This window comes from Ferrimonas balearica, assembly GCF_019802085.1.
In the GTDB taxonomy this organism is placed as follows: domain Bacteria; phylum Pseudomonadota; class Gammaproteobacteria; order Enterobacterales; family Shewanellaceae; genus Ferrimonas; species Ferrimonas balearica_B.
In genome coordinates this window covers 1,305,002-1,327,705 of sequence record NZ_JAHVHV010000001.1, presented here as the reverse complement: position 1 = coordinate 1,327,705, position 22,704 = coordinate 1,305,002, and the positions used below count along the sequence as shown (strand labels likewise).

At 63.3% G+C, this 22,704-nt stretch carries 22 protein-coding genes; 7 read left to right on the top strand and 15 right to left on the bottom strand.

Annotated features, from left to right (window positions below):
* Position 1 precedes the first annotated feature (1 nt).
* The gene (locus tag KUV81_RS06140; RefSeq protein ID WP_222542951.1) at positions 2–559 is read left to right on the top strand and encodes a CAP domain-containing protein; all 558 of its coding nucleotides are present in this window, start codon (positions 2–4) and stop codon (positions 557–559) included.
* Between the two features lie 43 nt (positions 560–602).
* Here the strand turns inward: KUV81_RS06140 and KUV81_RS06135 are convergent, their stop codons facing one another.
* Complete coding sequence (locus KUV81_RS06135) at positions 603–1,637, bottom strand: Glu/Leu/Phe/Val dehydrogenase dimerization domain-containing protein (protein WP_222542950.1); 1,035 nt, start codon at positions 1,635–1,637, stop codon at positions 603–605.
* A gap of 203 nt (positions 1,638–1,840) precedes the next feature.
* On the opposite strand from KUV81_RS06135, the gene KUV81_RS06130 reads away from it, so the two are divergent.
* Positions 1,841–2,263, top strand: a complete 423-nt coding sequence (locus tag KUV81_RS06130; RefSeq protein WP_222542949.1) for a DUF4826 family protein — start codon at positions 1,841–1,843, stop codon at positions 2,261–2,263.
* 44 nt (positions 2,264–2,307) lie between these two features.
* Here the strand turns inward: KUV81_RS06130 and KUV81_RS06125 are convergent, their stop codons facing one another.
* The 6 genes from KUV81_RS06125 to rluE form a co-directional block, all read right to left on the bottom strand.
* The gene (locus tag KUV81_RS06125; RefSeq protein WP_222542948.1) at positions 2,308–3,435 is read right to left on the bottom strand and encodes a cupin domain-containing protein; all 1,128 of its coding nucleotides are present in this window, start codon (positions 3,433–3,435) and stop codon (positions 2,308–2,310) included.
* Positions 3,436–3,484: 49 nt separating this feature from the next.
* On the bottom strand, positions 3,485–4,852 hold the full coding sequence (gene purB, locus KUV81_RS06120; protein ID WP_222542947.1) for an adenylosuccinate lyase: 1,368 nt from the start codon (positions 4,850–4,852) through the stop codon (positions 3,485–3,487).
* 25 nt (positions 4,853–4,877) lie between these two features.
* Positions 4,878–5,495 carry a high frequency lysogenization protein HflD gene (hflD, locus tag KUV81_RS06115; protein ID WP_222542946.1) on the bottom strand — a complete coding sequence of 206 codons (618 nt, stop codon included), beginning with the start codon at positions 5,493–5,495 and terminating at the stop codon, positions 4,878–4,880.
* A 12-nt stretch (positions 5,496–5,507) separates the two neighbouring features.
* Positions 5,508–6,611: a tRNA 2-thiouridine(34) synthase MnmA gene (gene mnmA, locus KUV81_RS06110; protein ID WP_222542945.1), complete on the bottom strand. Its 1,104-nt coding sequence runs from the start codon at positions 6,609–6,611 to the stop codon at positions 5,508–5,510.
* A gap of 81 nt (positions 6,612–6,692) precedes the next feature.
* Positions 6,693–7,142: an NUDIX hydrolase gene (locus KUV81_RS06105; RefSeq protein WP_222542944.1), complete on the bottom strand. Its 450-nt coding sequence runs from the start codon at positions 7,140–7,142 to the stop codon at positions 6,693–6,695.
* A complete protein-coding gene (gene rluE / locus KUV81_RS06100) occupies positions 7,139–7,783 on the bottom strand; it encodes a 23S rRNA pseudouridine(2457) synthase RluE (protein ID WP_222542943.1) in 645 nt (214 codons plus the stop codon). Before rluE ends, KUV81_RS06105 begins: the two co-directional genes overlap by 4 nt.
* 140 nt (positions 7,784–7,923) lie before the next feature.
* On the opposite strand from rluE, the gene KUV81_RS06095 reads away from it, so the two are divergent.
* Positions 7,924–10,182 (top strand): NADP-dependent isocitrate dehydrogenase, encoded by a 2,259-nt coding sequence (locus KUV81_RS06095; protein WP_222542942.1) that lies wholly within the window; start codon positions 7,924–7,926, stop codon positions 10,180–10,182.
* Between the two features lie 142 nt (positions 10,183–10,324).
* Positions 10,325–11,578 (top strand): NADP-dependent isocitrate dehydrogenase, encoded by a 1,254-nt coding sequence (icd, locus tag KUV81_RS06090; protein WP_222542941.1) that lies wholly within the window; start codon positions 10,325–10,327, stop codon positions 11,576–11,578.
* A gap of 76 nt (positions 11,579–11,654) precedes the next feature.
* On the opposite strand, the gene cspD is transcribed toward icd, so the two are convergent.
* On the bottom strand, positions 11,655–11,864 hold the full coding sequence (cspD, locus tag KUV81_RS06085; RefSeq protein WP_222542940.1) for a cold shock domain-containing protein CspD: 210 nt from the start codon (positions 11,862–11,864) through the stop codon (positions 11,655–11,657).
* Between the two features lie 202 nt (positions 11,865–12,066).
* Between cspD and clpS the strand changes: the two genes are divergently transcribed.
* Positions 12,067–12,381: an ATP-dependent Clp protease adapter ClpS gene (gene clpS, locus KUV81_RS06080; RefSeq protein WP_222542939.1), complete on the top strand. Its 315-nt coding sequence runs from the start codon at positions 12,067–12,069 to the stop codon at positions 12,379–12,381.
* A 31-nt stretch (positions 12,382–12,412) separates the two neighbouring features.
* Positions 12,413–14,692, top strand: a complete 2,280-nt coding sequence (clpA, locus tag KUV81_RS06075; protein ID WP_222542938.1) for an ATP-dependent Clp protease ATP-binding subunit ClpA — start codon at positions 12,413–12,415, stop codon at positions 14,690–14,692.
* Positions 14,693–14,740: 48 nt separating this feature from the next.
* On the opposite strand, the gene infA is transcribed toward clpA, so the two are convergent.
* The 3 genes from infA to aat form a co-directional block, all read right to left on the bottom strand.
* Positions 14,741–14,959, bottom strand: coding sequence for a translation initiation factor IF-1 (gene infA / locus KUV81_RS06070; RefSeq protein WP_222542937.1), 219 nt, complete (start codon positions 14,957–14,959; stop codon positions 14,741–14,743).
* A gap of 74 nt (positions 14,960–15,033) precedes the next feature.
* A complete protein-coding gene (locus tag KUV81_RS06065) occupies positions 15,034–15,735 on the bottom strand; it encodes an arginyltransferase (RefSeq protein ID WP_222542936.1) in 702 nt (233 codons plus the stop codon).
* Positions 15,728–16,438 (bottom strand): leucyl/phenylalanyl-tRNA--protein transferase, encoded by a 711-nt coding sequence (gene aat, locus KUV81_RS06060; protein ID WP_222543358.1) that lies wholly within the window; start codon positions 16,436–16,438, stop codon positions 15,728–15,730. The genes KUV81_RS06065 and aat overlap by 8 nt, the downstream gene beginning before the upstream one ends.
* A gap of 73 nt (positions 16,439–16,511) precedes the next feature.
* On the opposite strand from aat, the gene KUV81_RS06055 reads away from it, so the two are divergent.
* Positions 16,512–16,958, top strand: coding sequence for a glycine zipper 2TM domain-containing protein (locus KUV81_RS06055; RefSeq protein ID WP_409995562.1), 447 nt, complete (start codon positions 16,512–16,514; stop codon positions 16,956–16,958).
* A 35-nt stretch (positions 16,959–16,993) separates the two neighbouring features.
* Here KUV81_RS06055 and cydC read toward each other — a convergent pair whose 3' ends face one another.
* From cydC to ald, 4 genes are all read right to left on the bottom strand, one after another.
* A complete protein-coding gene (gene cydC / locus KUV81_RS06050) occupies positions 16,994–18,661 on the bottom strand; it encodes a heme ABC transporter ATP-binding protein/permease CydC (protein WP_222542934.1) in 1,668 nt (555 codons plus the stop codon).
* Complete coding sequence (cydD, locus tag KUV81_RS06045; protein ID WP_222542933.1) at positions 18,654–20,351, bottom strand: heme ABC transporter permease/ATP-binding protein CydD; 1,698 nt, start codon at positions 20,349–20,351, stop codon at positions 18,654–18,656. Before cydD ends, cydC begins: the two co-directional genes overlap by 8 nt.
* A gap of 58 nt (positions 20,352–20,409) precedes the next feature.
* Complete coding sequence (gene trxB, locus KUV81_RS06040; protein ID WP_222542932.1) at positions 20,410–21,360, bottom strand: thioredoxin-disulfide reductase; 951 nt, start codon at positions 21,358–21,360, stop codon at positions 20,410–20,412.
* A 106-nt stretch (positions 21,361–21,466) separates the two neighbouring features.
* A complete protein-coding gene (ald, locus tag KUV81_RS06035) occupies positions 21,467–22,585 on the bottom strand; it encodes an alanine dehydrogenase (protein WP_222542931.1) in 1,119 nt (372 codons plus the stop codon).
* Positions 22,586–22,704: the final 119 nt, after the last annotated feature.

The following is a 22,704-nucleotide window of genomic DNA, read 5'->3' as shown; positions in this document are numbered from 1 at the left end:
GATGACGATGGCAATCTACCTGCTGACGGCGGCCGCACTGACCCAAAGTGCGGTCCCCGTAGAGTGCGGCTTTCACCCCAAGGCCCGAGCCTTGGCGCGGCTTATTATCGAAGACCCGGATCAGCAGCGGCTCAGCCTCAAATGCGATGGTCTGTTGGCCTGGGTGGCGCAGCAAAAGGCCCGCGAGATGGCCGAGCGGCGACACGTCAGTCACATGGGGGAGGGCGGCGCCAATGCCCGGGTGGTGAACGCCGGATACCCCCTGGATAAACGCTACGGCATCGGCATGGCCAACCAGATTGAAGCGGTGGCCGGCGGCATTGGCGATCCTGAAGCGATGTGGGAGGCGTTCAAAGACTCCTTTGGCCATCGCCGTCATCTGCTGGGGGAGCACCCCCTCTACCAGGAGCAGGATGAGATTGCGGTGGGTTACTACTACGACTGGGACACCCCGAATGTGGATCACTGGGTGGTGTACGTGGCGCGCAAGGACAGCGGCGGCGAAACCCCCTTGGTGCTGGTCAGCAAACCCAAGAGTCTGTCGGTGGAGCTGGAATAGAAAAAGGGGCCGGAAGGCCCCTTTTTGATGGCGCGAGTCGCGCTTAGCCTTTGGCGTTTTCGATGATGGCGCGGGCCATCTCGTCGGCCACCACGGCGGTGGTTTTGCCGCTGCTGTCCGCCTCGGTGAAGATGGTCAGCAGGGTGTCGTAGATCTTACGCACCTTGGCTTCCGCCTTGTCCGGGTTGTAATCCCGCTCGAAGGAGACGTTGATGATGCCGCCGGCGTTGATGACGTAATCCGGGGCGTAGAGGATCCCTTTCTCTTTGAGGATCTCACCGTGGCGCGGCTCGGCCAGCTGGTTGTTGGCGCAGCCGGCGACGATGGTGGCCTTGAGCTGGGGCAGGGTGTCGTCGTTGATGGTGGCGCCCAGGGCACAGGGGGCGTAGACGTCCACGTCCTGACGGTAGATCTCATCCAGAGCCACCACCTCGGCACCGAACTCCTCCTGGGCGCGCTGCAGCTGGGTCTCGCTCAGATCACAGACCACCAGTTTGGCACCGGCTTCGTGCAGGTGACGGCACAGGTGAAAGCCCACGTGCCCCAGGCCCTGAACGGCGACCTTGATGCCTTTGAGGGCGTCGATGTTGCGCTGGTGCTTGACCGCCGCCTTGATCCCCAGGTAGGTACCCAGGGCGGTGTAAGGGGAGGGATCGCCGCTCTTGCCTTCCAGGCCCGCCATGTAGGGGGTTTCCTGGTGAGCGAGCATGATGTCCGCGGTGGTGATCCCCACGTCTTCGGCGGAGTAGTAGCGGCCACCGAGGGAGTCGACGAAGCGGCCGAAAGCGCGGAACAGCGCTTCGGACTTGTCGCTCTTGGGATCGCCGATGATCACGGACTTGCCGCCACCGAACTCCAGTCCGGCCAGGGCGTTCTTGTAGGTCATGCCACGGGACAGACGCAGCACATCGTTGATCGCTTCTTCTTCGGAGGCGTAGGGCCACATGCGGCAACCGCCAACGGCCGGACCCAGGGTGGTGTCGTGAACGGCGATGATCGCCTTCAGACCGGAAGCTTCATCGTGGACGAACATCACCTGCTCGTGATGGTCAAAAGAGGGGTGTGAAAACAGTGCCACCTTGCTTACTCCGTGCCAGTGAGGGCCTTGTACTTTGGCCCATTCGTTGTGATTATGGGGGCACCTTACCAGTGAGGCCCGGCTCCACCAAATCCGAGCAGTGGGGCCCGGTAAGGGAACTGGAAACGCATCTTGACATTTACGTTAACGTAATGAACATTTTGCGCAGTTTGATCACCATCACATTTCGCCAGGAAGGAAAAATGACGGAACAGGCAAAGGTAGAAGAACAACAAGCGGCCTGGGTGCGCGAGCAGTTTCAGAAAGCGAACAAGTTTATGGCGGAGAAGGGGATTTTGCCCGGTAAGGTGATCGTGAAGGAGTGTCGCCACCTGCCGCCGCTGGTGGCTATCTGGAAGATCGAGGAGAATGGCCCCCGTAAGCGTCAGTACTGGGTGCTGACCGGCGATCTGCCGACGGACCTGACCCCGGACGGCAGCGCACCCGACGCCCGTGAGGTGGTTCGCCACTTCGCCCTGGCCTGGCAGCTCAAGGCGGAAAACCTGCTGCGCAGCGACGACACCACCCAGCAGGAGCTGGCACGACTGCTGATCGGCCGCGCCGAAGGTCTGGGCAAGATGCACCAGGACGACCGACTGTGGGGCGAGATGAGCGCCACCGCCTGAGTCGTTAATACGAATATAAAAAAGCCGCCCTGGGGCGGCTTTTTTTAGGTCTCCAACTGCCAGTAGCCCTGGTTTAGCCAGTGGCACAGCGCCTCGGGGCAGGCCGCCACCAGGGGGGCCCACTGCTCGGCGCTGAGCCGCCGCTGACGGGCCAGGAGCGTGGCCGTCGCGCCCAGTCCTTGTGGCAGCACCCAGCGCTGGCCGTCGAGAAACAGCTGCTCGGGCGCCAGACCCTCCAGCTGCAACACCTTAAGGCCCCCCAAACGCACCAGGGAATGCCCCTGCTGGTGGCACTGGGACAGTTCGGTGGGGGTCAGCGGCTCGTCAGAGGGCCAGAGATCCAGCTCAAAGCGGTTCTGGCTCAGGGTCAACCCAAGGGCCTGCTGCCAGGCCTCGCCCTGGTCAAAGAGCGTTGTGAGCAGCTGGGCCATCCCCTGCTGATGGGCCAGGCTGACCCGGGCCGGCTCGGCTGGCTCCTGCTGCGAGGTGAAGCGCCGCTGGCCGTCGCCGGTGTCCAGCAGGTGGTCCGCCAGGGCGCTCAGCAGCTCCTGCTGACTGGGGGCGCGGTACCCCAGTGAGTAGGAGAGGGAGGGGGTCAGGGTCTGACCACAATGGGGGTAACCGGGAGGGATGTAGAGCAGATCCCCGGGGGCCAGCTCCACGTCGATGATGGGGTCAAAATCCGCCACCAGGGCCAGGCCTTCACTGCCGGGCCGAGGCCGGTGCTCACCCCGTTGGCCTACCTGCCAGCGTCGACGCCCCTCCCCCTGGAGGATAAACACGTCGTAGTTGTCGATGTGGGGGCCTACGCCCCCGCCGGGCACGGCGAAGGAAGCCATCAGGTCGTCGAACCGCCAGTCCGGCAGGAAGCGAAAGGCATCGCACAGCGCCTGGGCGGGCCCGTGGTGGTGGTTCACCGCCTGCACCAGCAGCTGCCAGTCCTGCTCTCCCAGCGCGGCGTAATCCTCGGGCGGCCCGGGTTGGGCCTGCCACTGGTCGTCCTTTCGGAGGATCACCCGACTGGCGACGTTCTCCTCCAGGGCCAGGCCGGCCAACTCATCCGGTGACAGGGGATCGGCAAAGCCCGGCAGGGCTTGGCGGATCACCACCGGCGTGCGTTGCCAGTAACGTTGTAGGAAATCGTCGGTATCAAGATTGAGTCGGTAGGGCATCGCCGGCTCCATAAAAAAAGCGCCGCCCGAGGGCGGCGCGTTGGCGATTTTACAGCTGCTCCATAAACTGGGCGGCGTAGCCGGTGTACCCGGCGGGGGTGAGCTGCTTGAGCTCGGCCTTGACCTCGTCCGGCAGGGCCAGGCCGTCGATGAACTCAGCCATGATCTGCTGGTTGACGCGCTTGCCCCGGGTCAGCTCCTTGAGCTTCTCGTAGGGCTTCTCGATGCCGTAGCGGCGCATCACGGTCTGGATTGGCTCGGCCAGCAGCTCCCAGTTGCTGTCCAACTCGTCCGCCAGGCTCTGCTCGTTCACCTCCAGCTTGGAGATCCCCTTGAGGGTGGACTGGTAGCCAATGAGGCTGTAGCCCACGCCGACGCCCAGGTTGCGCAGCACGGTGGAGTCGGTGAGGTCACGCTGCCAGCGGGAGATGGGCAGCTTGGCCGCCAGGTGCTGGAACAGGGCGTTGGCCAGACCCAGGTTGCCTTCGGAGTTCTCGAAGTCGATGGGGTTGACCTTGTGGGGCATGGTGGAGGAGCCGATCTCCCCGGCCACGGTCTTCTGCTTGAAGTGCCCCAGGGCGATGTAGCCCCAGATGTCCCGGTCGAAGTCGATCAGGATGGTGTTGAAGCGGGCCAGGGCGTCGAACAGCTCGGCGATGTAGTCGTGGGGCTCGATCTGGGTGGTCCAGGGGTTCCAGGTCAGGCCCAGGCTGGTGACGAAGCGCTCGGACAGCTGGTGCCAGTCCACCGCCGGGTAGGCGGAGAGGTGGGCGTTGTAGTTGCCCACGGCGCCGTTGATCTTGCCCAGCAGCTCAACCTGTTGGATCTGCTTAAGCTGACGCTCCAGGCGCTTGGCGACGTTGGCCATCTCCTTGCCCATGGTGCTGGGGGAGGCCGGCTGACCGTGGGTGCGGGCCATCATGGGGATGGTGGCGTAGCGCTTGGCCAGGTCGTTGATGGCGTCGATAAGCTGGTGGCAGTAGGGCAGGATCACCTGCTCGCGGGCGTTGTGCAGCATCAGACCGTGGGACAGGTTGTTGATGTCCTCACTGGTGCAGGCAAAGTGCACAAACTCGCCCACGGCGTTCAGTTCGGCGTTGTCGGCGATGCGCTCCTTCAAGAAGTACTCCACCGCCTTCACGTCGTGGTTGGTGGTGCGCTCGATCTCTTTGACCCGAGCGGCGTCCGCTTCGCTGAAGTTTTCGTTGATGGCATCCAGGTGCGCCAGGGCGGCTTCGCTGAAGCAGGGCACCTCGGTGATCTCCGGGCAGGTGGCCAACAGCTTGAGCCAGGCGATCTCCACCTGGACTCGGTATTTGATCAGGCCAAATTCACTGAAGATCCCGCGCAATTCCTGGGTTTTGCTGCCATAGCGGCCATCCACCGGGGAAACGGCGTTCAGGCTGGAAAGCTCCATGTAAGCTCCTTGATGAGGTCGATTGTTATAGATGTTGTAGTGCTTGCGTGGCGTCTTTCACCATGGCGCGTCGGGACAGAACCAGCTGACGGCGTTTGCCGCCCAGTTGGCGCCAGAGCACCGCGGATCGGATCGCGGCAAGCAGTAGGGCACGAATTCGGTATTGGTTGATCGGCAGCTGCAGGTGGCCGGGGGAACCCACCACCTGAATGCGCGCGCCCAGGGGGCTGATCACATCGGCGTAAACGGACGCCATGTTGGAGAGCACCTGCTCGTCGGTGATCTCGAAATGGTGGCGTTGTCGCTTCACCTGAGAGAGGCGCTCGGCCAGCATGGACAGGGCCGCCGGCTTACTGGCCAGTTTGCGCTCCAGTGCCAGGATCCCCACCACGTAGCGGGTCAGGTCCACGTCTTTGCGGCCGCCGTCGCCCAGTTGATCGGAGAGGGTCTGATAGCCCGGGCGCAGATCGCAGTGGGCGTAGACGTCGGCGGGCTGCTCCGGATCGGTGATCAGCACCGTCTCCAACGTGGAGGCGAGCAGTTCGTCGTCCACCCGCCCGTGGCGGGACAGCTCCCGCACCTGGTGAACGGCCAGGCAGATCCCGGCAAAGGCCATGTTGCTTTGATGAATGTTGTGGCTCATTGTCGGTTTCCGTTAGCGAATCACGCGGTCGATGATGCCGCCGCCCAGGCAGACTTCGTTGAGATAGAACACCGCGGACTGGCCCGGGGTGACGGCGCTTACCGGCTCGTCGAAAATCACCTCCAGCTCGCCATCGGCCAGGGGCGTGACGGTGCAGGGGATGTCCTGCTGACGGTAGCGGGTTTTGACGGTGAGCTTGGCGCTGGTGCTCGGCCCTTCGCGGTCTACCCAGTGCAGTTGGTTGGCCACCAGGCCTTGGGAGTAAAGGCGCGGGTTGTCGGCGCCCTGGCCAACGACGAGCACGTTGCGCTCCAAGTCCTTGTCCACCACGTACCAGGGGGCGTCGCCGGCGTCTTTCAGGCCGCCGATCCGCAGGCCCTTGCGCTGACCCAGGGTGTGGTACATCAGACCGTCGTGCTGGCCGATCACCTCACCCTCGGTGGTCTCGATGTCACCGGGCTGGGCCGGCAGGTACTTGGCCAGGAAGTCTTTGAACTTGCGCTCACCGATAAAGCAGATCCCGGTGCTGTCCTTCTTGTCGGCGGTGACCAGGTCCTGAGCTTCGGCGATGCGACGCACTTCCGGCTTCTCCAGCTCGCCAACGGGGAACAGGGTTTGCGCCACGTGCTCGTGGCCCAGGGTGTAGAGGAAGTAGCTCTGGTCCTTGTTGCCGTCCAGACCGCGCAACATCTCGAACTGGCCGTCCTGACGCTGGCGTCGGCGCACGTAGTGACCGGTGGCGATGTAGTCCGCCCCGAGGGCCTCGGCGGCGAACTCCAGGAAGGCTTTGAACTTGATCTCCTTGTTGCACATGATGTCCGGGTTGGGGGTGCGCCCGGCCTTGTACTCCGCCAGGAAGTACTCGAACACGTTGTCCCAGTATTCGGCCGCAAAGTTCACGCTGTGCAGTTCGATCCCCAGCTTGTCGCACACCGCTTGGGCGTCGGCCAGGTCTTCGGAGGCGGCACAGTATTCGTCGGTGTCGTCTTCTTCCCAGTTTTTCATGAACAGGCCTTCCACCTGGTAGCCCTGTTGCAGCAGCAGGTAGGCTGACACTGAGGAATCGACGCCGCCGGACATGCCGACGATCACCTTCTTGTTGCGGTTCTCTGACATCGTAATTCGCTTTCCGCTGGTACTCATGGAGATTGGAAATTTGGGGCGCGTATTCTATCACGATTGCCCCGGGTGCGCGAATCAGGGCAGGCGGTTGTCAAACAAGGACAAAGGGGCGCCAGAATCGGCCAAATGATCCTCGATGGCACTGACCACCAGGGGGCTGCGAAGGGCCGGTCCCAGGGCGCGGATCTGCGCCAGGGTCAGCCAGTGGCAGGCCAGGATCTGCGGGTCCCGGGGGGCGGTGGCCAACGGCTCGGTCAGGTGAATGCCAAAACTGAAGCGCAGAAACTCGGTGCCCGAGGGGGCGGCCCACTGGTGCACCCGCACCAGGCGCTCCGGCTGGAGCGCCAAACCGGTCTCCTCGAACACCTCCCGGGCACAGGCCGCGGCCAGGGACTCGCCGGCTTCCAGGTGGCCGGCGGGTTGATTGAAACGGAGCTGCCCGTCGATCGCTTCCTCTACCAGAAGGAAGCGGTCCCCGGCCTGAATGACGCAGGCGACAGTGACGTTGGGGCGGTGGCGATTCATCCGTTGGGATCCTCCAGCACCCGGTACTGGCCATTGGCCAGGCCATCCAGGGTCCAACTGCCGATGCGGTAGCGGATCAGGCGCAGGGTGGGGTGGCCCACGTGGGCGGTCATGCGTCGGACCTGACGGTTGCGCCCCTCCACCAGGGTGATGCTGAGCCAGCAGGTGGGGATCGCCTTGCGCTCCCGGATGGGCGGCACCCGGGGCCAGAGCCAGTGGGGAGGCTCGATGCGGTTGACCTTGGCGGGCAGGGTGAGGCCGTCCTTGAGATCGACGCCCTGGCGCAGGGCTTCCAGGGCTGCGTCGTCCGGCTCTCCCTCCACCTGCACGTAGTAGGTTTTGCTGGTTTTGCGGCCCGGTTGGGTCAGCTTGGCCTGCAACGCACCGTCATTGGTGAGCAGCAACAGGCCCTCGGAGTCCCGGTCGAGTCGCCCGGCGGCGTAGACGTCAGACTCTGGAATGAAATTCTTTAGGGTGGCGCGATTGCCCTCATCGGTAAATTGGCTAAGCACATCAAAAGGCTTGTTAAACAAGACGATTTTTCTTGGGCCCTTGGGCCGTCGCGGCCCCTTGCTGTGCGCTTTTTGACCCCGTTTGGGGTTTCTGGCCTGACCAGCTGTGGTTCTATTACGTTGATGCATATGGGTATTTTACTTTCCACATTGGTATAGCGGTTAGACCAGAACGGCGTTTCGTTCACTTTGTGATTGATCTATCATGGCTCGCGATTTTGAGACTTGGGCCCGCCACTTTTCGTGCCCACCATAACAAGGACAACCGCATGTCTAAAATAATCTATACCCACACGGACGAAGCGCCGGCACTGGCAACCCAATCTCTGCTCCCCATCGTCAACGCCTTTACCCGGGCGGCGGACATCGAGGTGGAGACCCGCGACATCTCCCTGTCCGGTCGGATCATCGCCAACTTCCCGGAAAACCTGACCGACGCCCAGCGCATCGAGGATGCCTTGGCGGAGCTGGGCGAACTGGCCAAGACCCCGGACGCCAACATCATCAAGCTGCCCAACATCTCCGCCTCCATTCCCCAGCTGCAAGCGGCCATCGCCGAGCTGCAGGCCCACGGCTACGACGTGCCTAACTACCCCGAAGAGCCCCAGAACGACGCCGAGCGTGCCATCCAGGCCCGCTACGCCAAGGTGCTGGGCAGTGCGGTCAACCCGGTCCTGCGCGAAGGCAACTCCGATCGCCGGGTGGCGGACGCCGTGAAGCAGTACGCTAAGGCCAACCCCCACTCCATGGGGGCTTGGTCCGCCGACTCCCAGTCCCACGTGGCCCACATGGCCGACGGCGACTTCTACAGCAGCGAGCAGTCCCACGTGAGTGTCGAGGCCGACACCGTGCGTATCGAGCTGCTGGACGAGCAGGGTGAGGTGACCCTGCTGAAGGCCGAAACGCCCCTGCAGGCCGGTGAGGTGATCGACGCCGCCCGCATGAGCAGCCGGGCCCTCAAAGCGTTTTTCGCCGAGCAGATCGCCGATGCCAAGGCGCGTGGTCTGCTGTTCTCCCTGCACCTGAAAGCCACCATGATGAAGGTCTCCGACCCCATCATGTTCGGCTACTGCGTGGAGACCTTCTTCGCCGAGGTGTTTGCCAAGCACGCCGCCGCCTTCGAGCAGCTGGGTGTGGACGCCAGCAACGGCCTGGGTGACGTCTACGCCAAGATCAGCAAGCTGCCCGAGGCCCAGCGTCAGGCCATCGAAGCGGACCTGACCGCGGCCCTGGCCCAGGGTCCGGACCTGGCGATGGTCAACTCCTACAAGGGGATCACCAACCTGCACGTGCCCTCCGATGTGATCATCGACGCCTCCATGCCGGCGATGATCCGCGCCTCCGGTCAGATGTGGAACAAGGATGATCAGCAGCAGGACACCAAGGCGGTGATCCCGGACCGCTGCTACGCCGGGATCTACCAGGCCACCATCGAGTTTTGCAAAACCAACGGCGCCTTTGACCCTACCACCATGGGCAACGTGGCCAACGTCGGCTTGATGGCCCAAAAGGCCGAGGAGTACGGCTCCCACGACAAGACCTTCAAGCTGGCCAAGGCCGGCACCGTGCGCGTGGTCAGCCAGTCCGGCGAGGTGCTGATGCAGCACGCGGTGGAGGCCGGTGACATCTGGCGCATGTGCCAGACCAAGGACGCCCCCATCAAGGACTGGGTGAAACTGGCGGTGAACCGCGCCCGGGCCACCGGCAGCGCCGCGGTGTTCTGGCTGGACGCCGAGCGTGCCCACGACGCCAACCTCATCACCAAGGTCAACGCCTACCTGGCCAGTCACGACATCACCGGCCTGGAGATCAAGATCCTGGCGCCGGTGGAGGCGATGGCCTTCACCCTGGAGCGGGTCAAGGCGGGGCAGGACACCATCTCCGTGACCGGTAACGTGCTGCGCGACTACCTGACCGATCTCTTCCCCATCCTGGAGCTGGGCACCTCCGCCAAGATGCTCTCCATCGTGCCCCTGCTCAGCGGCGGCGGCCTGTTCGAAACCGGTGCCGGCGGTTCCGCGCCCAAGCACGTTCAGCAGTTTGTCGAGGAGAACCACCTGCGCTGGGATTCCCTGGGCGAATTCCTGGCCCTGGCGGTCTCCCTGGAGGACCTGGCGGCCAAGACCGGCAACCACAAGGCCAAGGTGCTGGCGGAGGGGCTGAACGTGGCCAACGGCTTGTTCCTGGAGAACAACAAGTCACCGTCGCGCAAGGTTAACGAGCTGGACAACCGGGGCAGCCACTTCTACCTGGCGCTCTACTGGTCCCAAGTGATGGCCGCCCAGACCGAGGATGCCGAGTTGCAGGCCCAGTTCGCGCCCCTGGCCGAAGCCCTGACCGAGCAGGAGGCGAGCATCGTAGCTGAGCTCAACGCCGCTCAAGGCGTGGCGGTGGAACTGGGGGGCTATTACCACCCGGATCTGGCCCTGGTCAGCCAGGCGATGCGCCCCAGCGTCAGCTTCAACCAGGCGCTTTCGGCCTTCACCGGCAGCCTCGAAGAGCGCTTCCAGGTGTCCGAGCCGGCTTAAACTTTGGTCGTAAATCGATAGCTAAACCGCCGAATTTCGGCGGTTTTTTTGTATCTGGCGGGAAAAGGCAAAGCCCGGTAATCTATTCTTGGCGTCGAAAAAACAGACACCAACACTGACAGCCGGATACAAGGAGTCGAACATGGAATCGAAGATCCACGCCCCCACCGAAGGAGAGGTCATCCAGGTCGCCGACGGCGGTGCCCTGGTGGTGCCGGACCAGCCCATCATCCCCTTTATCGAGGGGGATGGCATCGGTGTGGACGTTACCCCGCCCATGCGTAAGGTGCTCGACGCCGCCGTGGAGAAAGCCTATGGCGGCCAGCGCAAGATCCAGTGGATGGAGATCTACTGTGGCGAGAAGTCCACCCAGGTCTACGGTGCCGACACCTGGCTGCCGGAGGAGACCCTGCAGGCGGTGAAGGACTACAAGGTGGCGATCAAGGGGCCGCTGACCACGCCGGTGGGCGGGGGGATCCGCTCGCTGAACGTGGCCCTGCGCCAGGAGCTCGATCTCTATGTCTGCCTGCGTCCGGTGCGCTACTACCAGGGCACCCCCAGCCCGCTCAAGCAGCCGGAGCTGACCGACATGGTGATCTTCCGCGAAAACAGCGAAGACATCTACGCCGGGGTGGAGTGGCAGGCGGGCACCGCCGAGGCCGACAAGGTGATCGCTTTTTTGACCGAGCAGATGGGCGCCACCAAGATCCGCTTTACCGAACAGTGCGGCATCGGCATCAAGCCCATCTCCAAGGCCGGCACCGAACGACTGGTCCGGGCCGCCATCCAGTACGCCATCGATAACGATCGCGACTCGGTGACCCTGGTGCACAAGGGCAACATCATGAAGTTTACCGAAGGGGCTTTTAAGGACTTCGGGTACGAGCTTGCCCAGCGGGAGTTTGGCGCCGAGCTGCTCGATGGCGGCCCCTGGTGTCAGTTGACCAACCCCAACACCGGCAAAACCATCGTCATCAAGGACGTGATCGCCGACGCCTTCCTGCAGCAGATCCTGTTGCGCCCGGCGGAATACGACGTCATCGCCACCATGAACCTCAACGGCGATTACATCTCCGATGCCCTGGCGGCCCAGGTGGGCGGCATCGGCATCGCCCCGGGGGCCAACATCGGCGATGGTGTGGCGCTGTTTGAAGCCACCCACGGTACCGCGCCCAAGTACGCCGGTCTGGACAAGGTGAACCCGGGCTCACTCATCCTCTCAGGGGAGATGATGCTGCGCCACCTGGGTTGGACCGAAGCGGCGGACCTGGTGATCCGTGGCATGGAGGGGGCGATCGCCGCCAAGACGGTTACCTACGACTTTGATCGCCTGATGGAGGGCGCGACCCTACTCAGCTGCTCCGAGTTTGGCGATGCGGTGATCCACAACATGTGAGTGTGAAAGGCACAAAAAAAAAGCAGACCCGAAGGTCTGCTTTTTTGTGAACTTCTTGCCCGAAGGAGGCAGTCAATCACTTGTTGACGGGTTGGATGTTGGAGGCGTGCATCCCCTTGGGGCCTGCTTCCATCTCAAACTCCACGACCTGGCCCGCTTTTAACGTGCGATAGCCGTCCATCTCAATGGTTGAATAATGCGCGAAGACATCCTCGCCACCGCCCTCAGGGCAGATGAACCCGAAACCTTTCGCATTGTTGAACCACTTCACCGTTCCTTGAGCCATACCTCGACTTCCTTCTTTTTGAGTCCTTCCCAAATGATCTTGTAATCACTCTCCGCTGCCCATATAACGAGAGTAAGCACTGGAGAGTGGCAGCGTTCGAGCGCTGACACTTACCAATTAACAAAAAGATAACAACGTAGTCAAGAGGTAAACGCTAAGTTGCCTGACTGCAACATCGAAATGGAGTGACTAAGCTTTTACTATGAGCAGACACACCGAACTGGATCATGTCGTAGAGCATGAGAAGCAGAGCCAGGCGGTGGAGCCGCCTCCGCTGTACAAGGTTGTCCTGAACAATGACGACTATACGCCGATGGAGTTCGTGGTTGAGGTGTTAACCAAGTTTTTCACCCTGACCCACGAGCAGGCGACCGAGGTGATGCTGACTGTTCATTATCAGGGGAAGGGCGTTTGTGGGGTGTTTACTCACGATGTCGCTGAAACCAAGGCCGCGCAGGTGAATCGCTATGCCCGGGAGCACGAGCACCCCTTGCTCTGCTCGACGGAAAAAGCCTGATGCATGACTCTAGGGGTAATGGGGAGCGCACATGCTGAATAAAGACCTGGAAATCACTCTGAACAACGCCTTTCAACAGGCCCGCCGCAGCCGTCACGAGTTCATGACGGTGGAGCATCTGCTGTTGGCGCTACTGGAAAATCCCTCGGCCCGGGAGGCGCTGGAAGCCTGCGGTGCCAAGGTGGAGAACCTGCGCCAGGAGGTGTCGGTCTTTATCGAACAAACCACCCCCTTGATCCCGGAAGACGACAGCGACCGGGAGACCCAGCCGACCCTGGGTTTTCAGCGGGTGTTGCAGCGGGCGGTGTTCCACGTACAGAGCAGCGGTCGCAACGAGGTATCCGGTGCCAACGTCCTGGTGGCCATCTTCAGTGAGCAGGAGTCCCAGGCGGTCTACCTGCTGCGCAAATCCGACGTGTCCCGCTTGGATGTGGTCAACTTCATCGCCCACGGAGTGGTAAAGCGCGACTCTCAGCCGGACGATCATTTCGGCAGCAGCAGCGACAGCAATGACGCGCCGCTGACCGAGAAAGAGGAGGAGGGCGGCGAGAAGCTGGAAAACTTCGCCACCAACCTCAACAAGCTGGCCAGCAGCGGCCGCATCGATCCCCTCATTGGCCGGGACCAGGAGCTGGAGCGCACCATCCAGGTGCTGTGCCGCCGCCGCAAGAACAACCCGCTGCTGGTGGGCGAGGCCGGGGTGGGTAAAACCGCCATTGCCGAGGGCCTGGCTTACCGCATCACCCAGGATGACGTGCCCGAGGTGATGCGCGGCTGCACCATCTACAGCCTGGACATGGGCGCGCTGCTGGCGGGCACCAAGTACCGGGGTGACTTCGAGAAGCGCTTCAAATCCGTGCTCAAACAGCTGCAGCGGGACGAGCAGGCGATCCTCTTTATTGATGAGATCCACACCATCATCGGGGCCGGCGCCGCCAGTGGTGGGATGATGGACGCCTCCAACCTGCTGAAACCGCTGCTCTCCAGCGGCCGGATGCGCTGCATCGGTTCGACCACCTACCAGGAGTACCAGGGGATCTTCGAGAAAGATCGTGCCCTGGCCCGCCGCTTCCAGAAGATCGACGTGGTGGAGCCCACTGTGGCCGAAACCACCCAAATTCTGCAGGGGCTGAAGAGCCGCTACGAGGAGCACCACCAGGTGCGCTACACCCAGTCGGCCCTGAGCGCCGCCTCCAGCCTCTCCGCCAAGCACATCAACGAGCGTCACCTGCCGGACAAGGCCATCGACGTCATCGACGAGGCGGGGGCCCGCATGGCGATGCTGCCGGTCTCCAAGCGCAAGAAAACCATCTCGGTATCGGACATCGAGGCCATCGTTGCCAAGATCGCCCGCATCCCGCCGAAGTCGGTGTCTGCCACCGACAAAGAGGTGCTGGAGAACCTGGATCGCAACCTCAAGATGGTGGTGTTCGGTCAAGATCCCGCCATCGACGCCCTGACCGCCGCCATCCGCCTGTCCCGCTCGGGCCTGGGCAACGAGGGGCGCCCGGTGGGCAACTTCCTCTTTGCCGGCCCCACCGGGGTGGGTAAAACCGAGGTCACCCAGCAACTGGCCCGCCAGTTGGGGGTGGAGCTGATTCGCTTCGACATGTCCGAGTACATGGAGCGCCACAGCGTCAGCCGTTTGGTGGGCGCGCCTCCCGGTTACGTGGGCTTCGATCAGGGCGGTCTGCTGACCGACGCGGTGCTCAAGCACCCCCACTCGGTGGTACTGCTGGATGAGATTGAGAAGGCCCACCAGGACGTCTACAACCTGCTGCTGCAGGTGATGGATCACGGCACCCTGACCGACAACAACGGTCGCAAGGCGGATTTTCGCAACGTCATCCTGGTGATGACCACCAACGCCGGGGTTCAGGAGACGGTGCGCAAGTCCATCGGCTTTAAGCAGCAGGACCACAGCCACGACGCCCTGGGCGAGATCAACCGGGTCTTCACCCCGGAGTTTCGCAACCGCCTGGACTCCATCATCTGGTTCAATCACCTGGACATGCAGGTCATTGCCAAGGTGGTGGACAAGTTCCTCACCGAGCTGCAGGCCCAGTTGGACGGTCGCGGTGTCTGCATGACGGTCACCGAGGACGCCCGGGTCTGGCTGGCGGAGAAGGGATACGACCGCGACATGGGCGCCCGTCCCATGGCCCGGGTGGTGCAGGAGGAGATCAAGAAGCCCCTGGCCAACGAGATCCTGTTCGGTCAGCTGCAGAAAGGGGGCAGCGTGGTGGTGGACGCCACCGACGAGGGGCTGGAGTTCAAGTACCCCGAGGCGGTCACGGCAGTGACCAGCTGAGAAACGCAAAAAGCCCGGCATATGCCGGGCTTTTTGGGGATGACAGGATCAGCGAGCGCGGAAAACGATGCGACCCTTGGTCAGATCGTAGGGGGTCAGCGCAACGGTCACGGTGTCGCCGGTCAGAATGCGAATGTAGTGCTTGCGCATTTTGCCGGAGATGTGGGCGGTAACCACGTGACCGTTCTCCAGTTCCACTCGGAACATGGTGTTGGGCAGGGTTTCCAGAACCGTGCCCTGCATCTCAATGCTGTCTTCTTTTGCCATCTAGCAAATCATCCCGTTAAGTCTTAGAAAAAATCCGGCGTATCATGCCGCAAAAGCACATCGCTGTAAAGGTGTCAGCCCGGCCAATCCAGCCATCGATGCCCCTGCAGATGCTCGATGGGGCGAAAGCGGGTTTTGTAGGCCATCTTGGCGCAATCGTCGATTTGGTAGCCCAAGTATAGATAGTCCCGACCCAGCTGCTGAGCCAGGCCGATCTGGGCCAGCACCGCCCGGGTGCCCAGGGAGAGCGCCGCCTGTTCCGGCTGGAAAAAGGTGTAGGTGGCGGACAGGGCGTGGGGCAGCAGATCCGTCACCGCCACCACCACCAGCTCCTCATCCAGCCACCCCTCCAGGAACAGCTGATCCAGCCAGTCGCACACCAAGAAGCGCTCAAACTGATCGAGCGACGGCGGGTACATGGGCCCATCGCTGTGGCGCTGGCAGATGTACTCCAGGTAGAGGGCCTGCTGCGCGGCGGTGGGGCGGGTGGTGGCCCGCCAGGTCAGGGCCTCGGTCTTGGCCAGCAGGCGCTTTTGCGATCGGGAGGGGACAAAGCGGGCCACCGGTACCCGCACTGGGACACAGGCCTCGCACTGTTGGCAGTGGGGGCGGTAGACTTGGGCACCGGAGCGGCGAAAGCCCAGGGCCAGCAGCTGTTCGAACTGCAAGGCATCGATGGGATCGCGGTTGATCAGCAGCTGCTCGTTTTGATCCGCCAGGTAGCTGCAGGGAAAGCTCTGGCTGAGGCCCAGGTTCAGGTGGCGGACATCAGACATCGAAGGCTCCCTGTCGGGGCTGCCAGGCGGACGCGGGCACCGGTTTGTCCCGCAACTGGCCCAGACGGGCCAGGAAAGCCGGGCGTTCCAACAGTGTGGCGCCCAGACGCATCAGGTGATCGTTGGGCACCTGGGCGTCTATCAACGCCGCACCATAGCCTCTGAGCACCTCAGAGAGGGCCCAGAACGCCGCCTTGGAGGCGTTGCTGCGCCGATGAAACATCGACTCGCCACAGAACACGCCGCCGATGGCCAGGCCGTAGAGGCCGCCTATCAGGGTGTCGTTATCCCACACTTCGATGGAGTGGGCGTGGCCGCTGCGGTGCAGGTCTCGGTAGGCCTGCTGCATCTCCGGTCCAATCCAGGTGCCCTCCTGATCGGCGCGGGGGGCGGCACAGGCGGTGATCACCTCGTCGAACGCCTGGTTCACACTGAAGTGCCAACTGCCCTGGCGCACCGCTTTTTTAAGGCTGCGCGCCGGTCGCATCTGGCTAACGTCGAACACCGCCCGAGGGTCCGGGCTCCACCAGAGGATGGGATCCCCGGGATTGAACCAGGGGAAGATCCCGTTTCGGTAGGCGCAGAGCAGTCGGCTTTGGCTGAGATCACCGCCAATGGCGAGCAGGCCATTGGGGTCCTCGAGGGCTTGATGGGCAGGGGGAAACCACTGGGCCTGCTGGTTGAGATAGCTTACGGCATTCACCATGTTTGGGCGTATAGTAAAGGCATCTGTTCAAAGTAACGGAAATGCGATGTTGAGAAAACGACTGTCCCTGATGCTGCTTGGGTTTATTTTAGCGGCCAATGCCGGTGCAAACTACAACCGCAACCAGGCGGTGCCGGTGGAGAAGGTGGTCTACGGTGCCGTGGAGTCGGTCCGGGAGATCACCAAGGAGGAACTCATTGAGGATCGCAACCGCGGCTGGAAGGTGTTCGGAGGCGCACTGATCGGTGGCGTCATCGGCAACCAGTTCGGTGGCGGCAGTGGCCAGGACGTGGCCACCGTCCTCGGCGCCCTGGCCGGTGCCGGCCTGGCCAACCGCTCCGCCTCAGCCCAGCAGGTGCGCCAGTATCGCATCGTGGAGATGATGATCCTGGCGGAGAGCGATGAGCGTTTGATGGTGATCCAGGATTACGATCCCGGCATGGTGTTCCGTGCCGGCGACGAGGTCCGGCTGGTGTACCTCTCCGGAGGGCAGGTGCGGGTCGACAAGGCGATGTGAATTCAGGGGCCCGTTTGGGCCCCTGAGTTTTTCCCCTAGTGGGTGGCGACCAGCTTGCCGCCGTCCATGGTCAGCACCCGGTCCATCTGACTCAGCGCGGCGCGCCGGTGGGTGATGTACAGCAGGCTGCGCTCGGGGCGGTGGGCCAATATTGCCGCTAGCACCCGCCGCTCCGTACCCTCGTCCAGCCCTTCGGTGGGCTCGTCCAGCAGCAGCAGGGGCGCCGGATGGAGCAGGGCACGGGCCAGGCCCAGTCGGCGTCGTTCACCGCCGGAGAGCTGACGCCCGCCTTCCCCCAGCCACTGGGACAACCCCTGACCACTGAGCAGCCCCGACAGCTCGACCTGCTCCAGCGCGTCGACCAGCTGATCGTCACTGGCCTCAGGGTTGGCCAGTCGCAGGTTGTTGGCCAGGGTGTCGCTGAACACGTGCACCCGCTGACTGATGTGGCAGATCTGGGCTCGCAGAGCACCGTGACTGTACTGCTCGAGGGGCACGTCGTCCAACCGGATCTCCCCCTGGGCCAACGGGTACTGACGGGTAATGAGATCCAGCAACGTGGACTTGCCGCAGCCGGTTTTGCCCAGGATTGCCAGCTTTTCACCGGGAGCGATGGACAGGTTGAGGTCGGTCAGCACCGGGTCCAGGCCACCGGGGTAGCGGAAGCTCAGGTTGCGTACCTCGAGTCCTGCGAACTGCGCCTCAGCATCGCGCTCGCCGTAAGCCACCTGGGGGGTCATCTGAAGGATGGGGTTCAGGCGGCGGGCGGACTCCAGGGTGTGGGCCAGGTGCTGGAAGGCGTTGGCCACCGGGGCCAGGGCTTCGAAGCTGGCCAGGGTGGCGAACACCAGCAGCGCCAGCAGGGGGCCCGGCGGGGTCGCCGCCCCCATCTGCTGCCACGCCAGGGTCAACATCAGCAGCAGCACCCAACCGTTGAGTGTGGTGATGAGCGCCTGGGACAGGCCGGTGAGGCGGGCCATCTGCCGCTGGCTGGCCACCAGGCGCTGCTCCTCGTCGCTCAGGCGCTGACGCTGACGTTGTGTGGCGCCAAATACCGCCAGTTCGCTGTTGGCGTCCAGCAGATCGGCCAGGGCCAGGCGAACCCGGCCCATGCCCCGGGCCAGGCCGGCCCCAGGGCCCTGGCCCAGACGGTAAAACAGCAGCGGAAAGGCCACCAGCAACGCGGTGAGCACACCACCGAGGATCAGGGCCAGGCGCAGATCGAACAGGCCGATAAGGGCGGTCAGCGCCAGGATCGCCAGGGCCCCGGCCAGTACCGGCGTGATCAAGCGCAGGTAGAGGTGATCCAGGGCGTCGATGTCCGCCACCATGCGGTTAAGCAGGTCGGCGTCGCGCAGGTCCTTGAGGTCCGCCGGGCCCAGGGGCGCCAGGCGTTGGAAGAACCAGGTGCGCAGGGTGGCCAGCAAGCGGAAGGTGGCGTCGTGGCTCACCACGCGCTCGGCCCAACGGGCGGCGGTGCGGCTGACCGACAAGAAGCGCACCCCGCCGGCGGGCATCATGTAGTTGAACTCGGCGCTGCGGCTGATCACCAGTCCCGCCACCGCGCTGGCGGCGAGGAACCAGCCGGAGAGCGAAAGCAGGCCAATGCTGGCGATCAGGGTCAGCACCGCCAGCAGGACGCCGAGGCTCAGCCGGGTCCAGTGCTGACGGTAGAGGGCGAGAAACGGCTTGAGATCACCCATCTTGGTCTCCTTGTTGGCGCGCCAGCATGGTCAGCTGCTGGTCGCCCTTGGCCAGTTGCTCGGGGCGGTGACTGATCATCACCGTGGTGCGGCCCTGACGGGCCCTCTCGAGGGCCTGGTCGACCCAGCGCTCCGAGTCGCGGTCGAGGCTGGCGCTGGGCTCATCCAGCAGCAGCAGCGGTGAGGGTTTGAGCAGGGCCCGGGCCAGGGCCAGCCGCTGGGCCTGGCCCACCGACAGCCCGCCGGCGCGATCGCCGACGCCGTAGGCCAACTGGCCGGGCAGGCGCCGGACAAACTCCGCGGCGTGGGCCTGCTCCAGTGCGTCCCACAGGGCCTCGTCGGTGGCCTCGGGGGCGGCCAGGCGCAGGTTTTCGGCCACGCTGCCGTGGATAAGCACCGGGTTTTGCCCCAGCCAGGTCAACTGGGTCAGCCAGTCGGGGCGGGGCAGGGCGGCCAGCTCAACGCCGTTAACCTTCAGGCTGCCCTGGTAAGGCAAAAAGCCCATCAGCCCTTGCATCAGGGAGGTCTTGCCACTGCCGGTCACGCCGGCAACGGTCAGGGTCTCGCCCGGTGCCACCACGAAGCTGACCGGGGCGGTCAGCGCCAGGCCCTCGGCGGTGGTGATCACCAGGTCGGTCGCCTCGATTCGAACGCCTCTCTCATCTTGCAATTGACTCTGGGCTGCGCTGTCCGGCTCGGGCTGGGCCATAAAGCGCATCAGTGACTCGGCGGCCCCCAGGGCCTGCGCCTTGGCGTGGTAGTAGGCCCCCAGATCCCGAAACGGCTGGAAAAACTCCGGGGCCAGCATCAATACCAGCAGACCGGTCAGCAGGGTGACGCCCAGACCGTAGTGGCCAAAGTTGAGCTCTCCGAGGTAGGAGAAACCGAAGTAGACCGCCACCACAGCGATGGACACCGAGGCGAAAAACTCCAGTACCGCCGAGGAGAGGAAGGCCATGCGCAGCACCTCCATGGTACGGCGACGAAACTGCTCGGAGGCCATGGCCATGCGATCGACCTCGGCGTCCACCCGGTCGAATTGACGGATGGTGCTCATGCCCCGCAGGCGGTCGAGAAACTGACCGGAGAGCCGAGCCAGGGCGAGGAAGTTGCGCTTATTGGCGTCGGCGGCGCCCATGCCCACCACCACCATAAAGAGCACCGTCAGTGGGGCGGTAATGACGAAGATCAGACCGGCGGCCCAGTTGATGGGGAACACCACCACCAGGATGGCGGCGGGAATAAGCCCCACCAGCATCATCTGGGGCAGGTACTTGGCGTAAAACTCCTGCAGGCTCTCCACCTGCTCGAGCAGCATGGCGCTCCAGGTGCCGGTGGGTTGCTGCTGCACGTGGGCGGGCCCAAGGCGGCCGAGCTTGTCCAGCAGGCCTTGACGCAGTTTTTGACGTACCGCCGCGCCGGCTTCGAATCCGGCCATCTCCTTGAGATAGAGGCTCAGTCCTCGGGCGGGGAAAACCAGCACCAGGATGAGCAGCTGATCGGTAAAGTGGCTTAGGGGATGGGACTCGATGATCAGGCCGTGCAGGATCCCGGCCATCAGCCAGGCCTGAGCGATGATCAAAAGGCCATTGATAAACCCGGCCAGGGTGGCCAGGCGCTGCCAGCGACGACCGCTGTGGGCCGCGGATTTCAGCCAGGTGGTGAGGTGACGTTGGGTGTCTTTGTCCATGGGCTCTTTGTTAAAAATGGGGCCCGAAGGCCCCATTGTGGACGAGGTAACGCGTGCGTTACTGGGCGTCGAGGAAGCGTTCTGCATCCAGGGCGGCCATGCAGCCGGTCCCGGCGGAGGTGATGGCCTGACGGTAGTTATGATCCATCACATCGCCAGCGGCAAAGACGCCGGGCACCGAGGTGGCGGTGGCGTTGCCCTCCAGGCCGCTCTCGACCAGGATGTAACCGTCCTTCATCTCCAGCTGACCTTCGAAGATCCCGGTGTTGGGCTGGTGGCCAATGGCGATGAATACGCCGTCGACCTTGAGCTCTTCGGTGGCGTCGGAGCGGGTGTCCTTGATGCGGGCACCGGTGACGCCCATGGGATCCCCCAGCACTTCATCCAGGGTGCGGTCGGTGTGGAGCACGATGTTGCCATTCTCCACCTTGTCCATCAGGCGCTTGACCAGGATCTTCTCCGCGCGGAAGCTGTCGCGACGGTGCACCAGGTGCACTTCGGAGGCGATGTTGGAGAGGTAGAGGGCCTCCTCCACGGCGGTGTTGCCCCCGCCCACGACGGCCACCGGCTTGTTGCGGTAGAAGAAACCGTCACAGGTGGCACAGGCGGAGACCCCGCGACCCTGGAAGGCGGTTTCCGACTCCAGGCCCAGGTACTTGGCGCTGGCACCGGTGGAGATGATCAGCGCATCACAGGTGTACTCGCCGTTGTCGCCTTTGAGGCGGAAGGGGCGGGACTTGAGATCCACCTCGTTGATGTGATCAAACACAATCTCGGTTTCGAAGCGCTCGGCGTGGGCTTTCATGCGCTCCATCAGTCCGGGGCCAGTCAGGCCTTCCGGATCGCCAGGCCAGTTCTCCACCTCGGTGGTGGTGGTGAGTTGGCCTCCCTGCTGCATGCCGGTGATCAGGACCGGGTTCAGGTTCGCCCGCGCCGCGTATACCGCGGCGGTGTAACCGGCGGGGCCAGAACCCAGGACCAACAGCTGGCAATGCTTTACGTCACTCATCAAACTCTCCGAGTCATTATCGCTGTGCGGCGATTGTAAGAAAAAGGGCAGCTAAAAGAAACGGGGGCTGATGCCCCCGTTATATCGATAGACCCGATTGCCTCAATCAGGCTTTCACCAGCTCACGGGGATCGTGGTACTGGTAACCCAGGGCTTCGGCCACTTCCAGACAGGTGATCTTGCCGCCAATGACGTTCAGACCGTTCATCAGGTGGGCGTCGTCCAGCAGCGCCTTAGCGTACCCTTTTTCCGCCAGGGCGATGATGTAGGGCAGGGTGGCGTTGTTCAGGGCGAAGGTGGAGGTGCGCGGCACGGCGCCGGGCATGTTGGCCACACAGTAGTGCACCACGTCGTCAACGATGTAGACGGGATCCTGGTGGGTGGTGGGCTTGGAGGTCTCCACACAGCCACCCTGGTCGATGGCCACGTCCACGATGGCGGCACCGGGCTTCATCTGGGCGATGTGCTCACGGGTCACCAGCTTGGGCGCCGCAGCACCGGGGATCAGAACACCGCCGATCACCAGATCCGCTTCCAGAACGTGCTTCTCCAGGGCCTCGGCGGTGGAGTAAACCACCTTGGCGCGGTTCTCGAACTGGTTGTTCAGATCGCGCAGCACGTTGACGTTGCGGTCCAGAATGGTGACGTCGGCCCCCAGACCAACGGCCATCAGTGCGGCGTTACGACCCACCATGCCACCGCCGATCACCACGACTTTGGCCGGCTCAACGCCGGGTACGCCGCCCAGCAGCATGCCGCGACCCTGGTTGGACTTCTCCAGCGCCTGGGCACCGGCCTGGATGGACATGCGGCCGGCCACTTCGGACATGGGGGCCAGCAGGGGCAGGCCGCCACGGCCGTCGGTGACGGTCTCGTAGGCGATGCAGACGGCACCGCTGTTCACCAGATCTTCAGTCTGGGGCGCGTCGGGGGCCAGGTGCAGGTAGGTAAAGAGGATCTGCTCCGGGCGCAGCATGGCACGTTCTACGGCCTGGGGCTCTTTGACTTTGACGATCATCTCCGCTTCCGCGAAGACCGCCTCGGCGCTGGGCAGAATTTTGGCCCCAGCGTCGATGTAATCCTGATCGGTACAACCAATTCCGATGCCCGCTTGGGTCTGAACCAGCACGTCGTGACCGCGGCTGGTCAGCTCACGTACGCTGGCGGGCACCATGCCCACCCGGTATTCGTGATTCTTAATTTCCTTGGGTACACCGATGATCATGCTTCTCCGTCCTCTTATTGGGGTTATTGTTGGATTGCTTTGCTGTTAATATTTTCGCGATAAATTACTTGGCCTAAGTCGCTGAGTTAGTATATTCTGCCGTCGGGAGCATTTCTCTC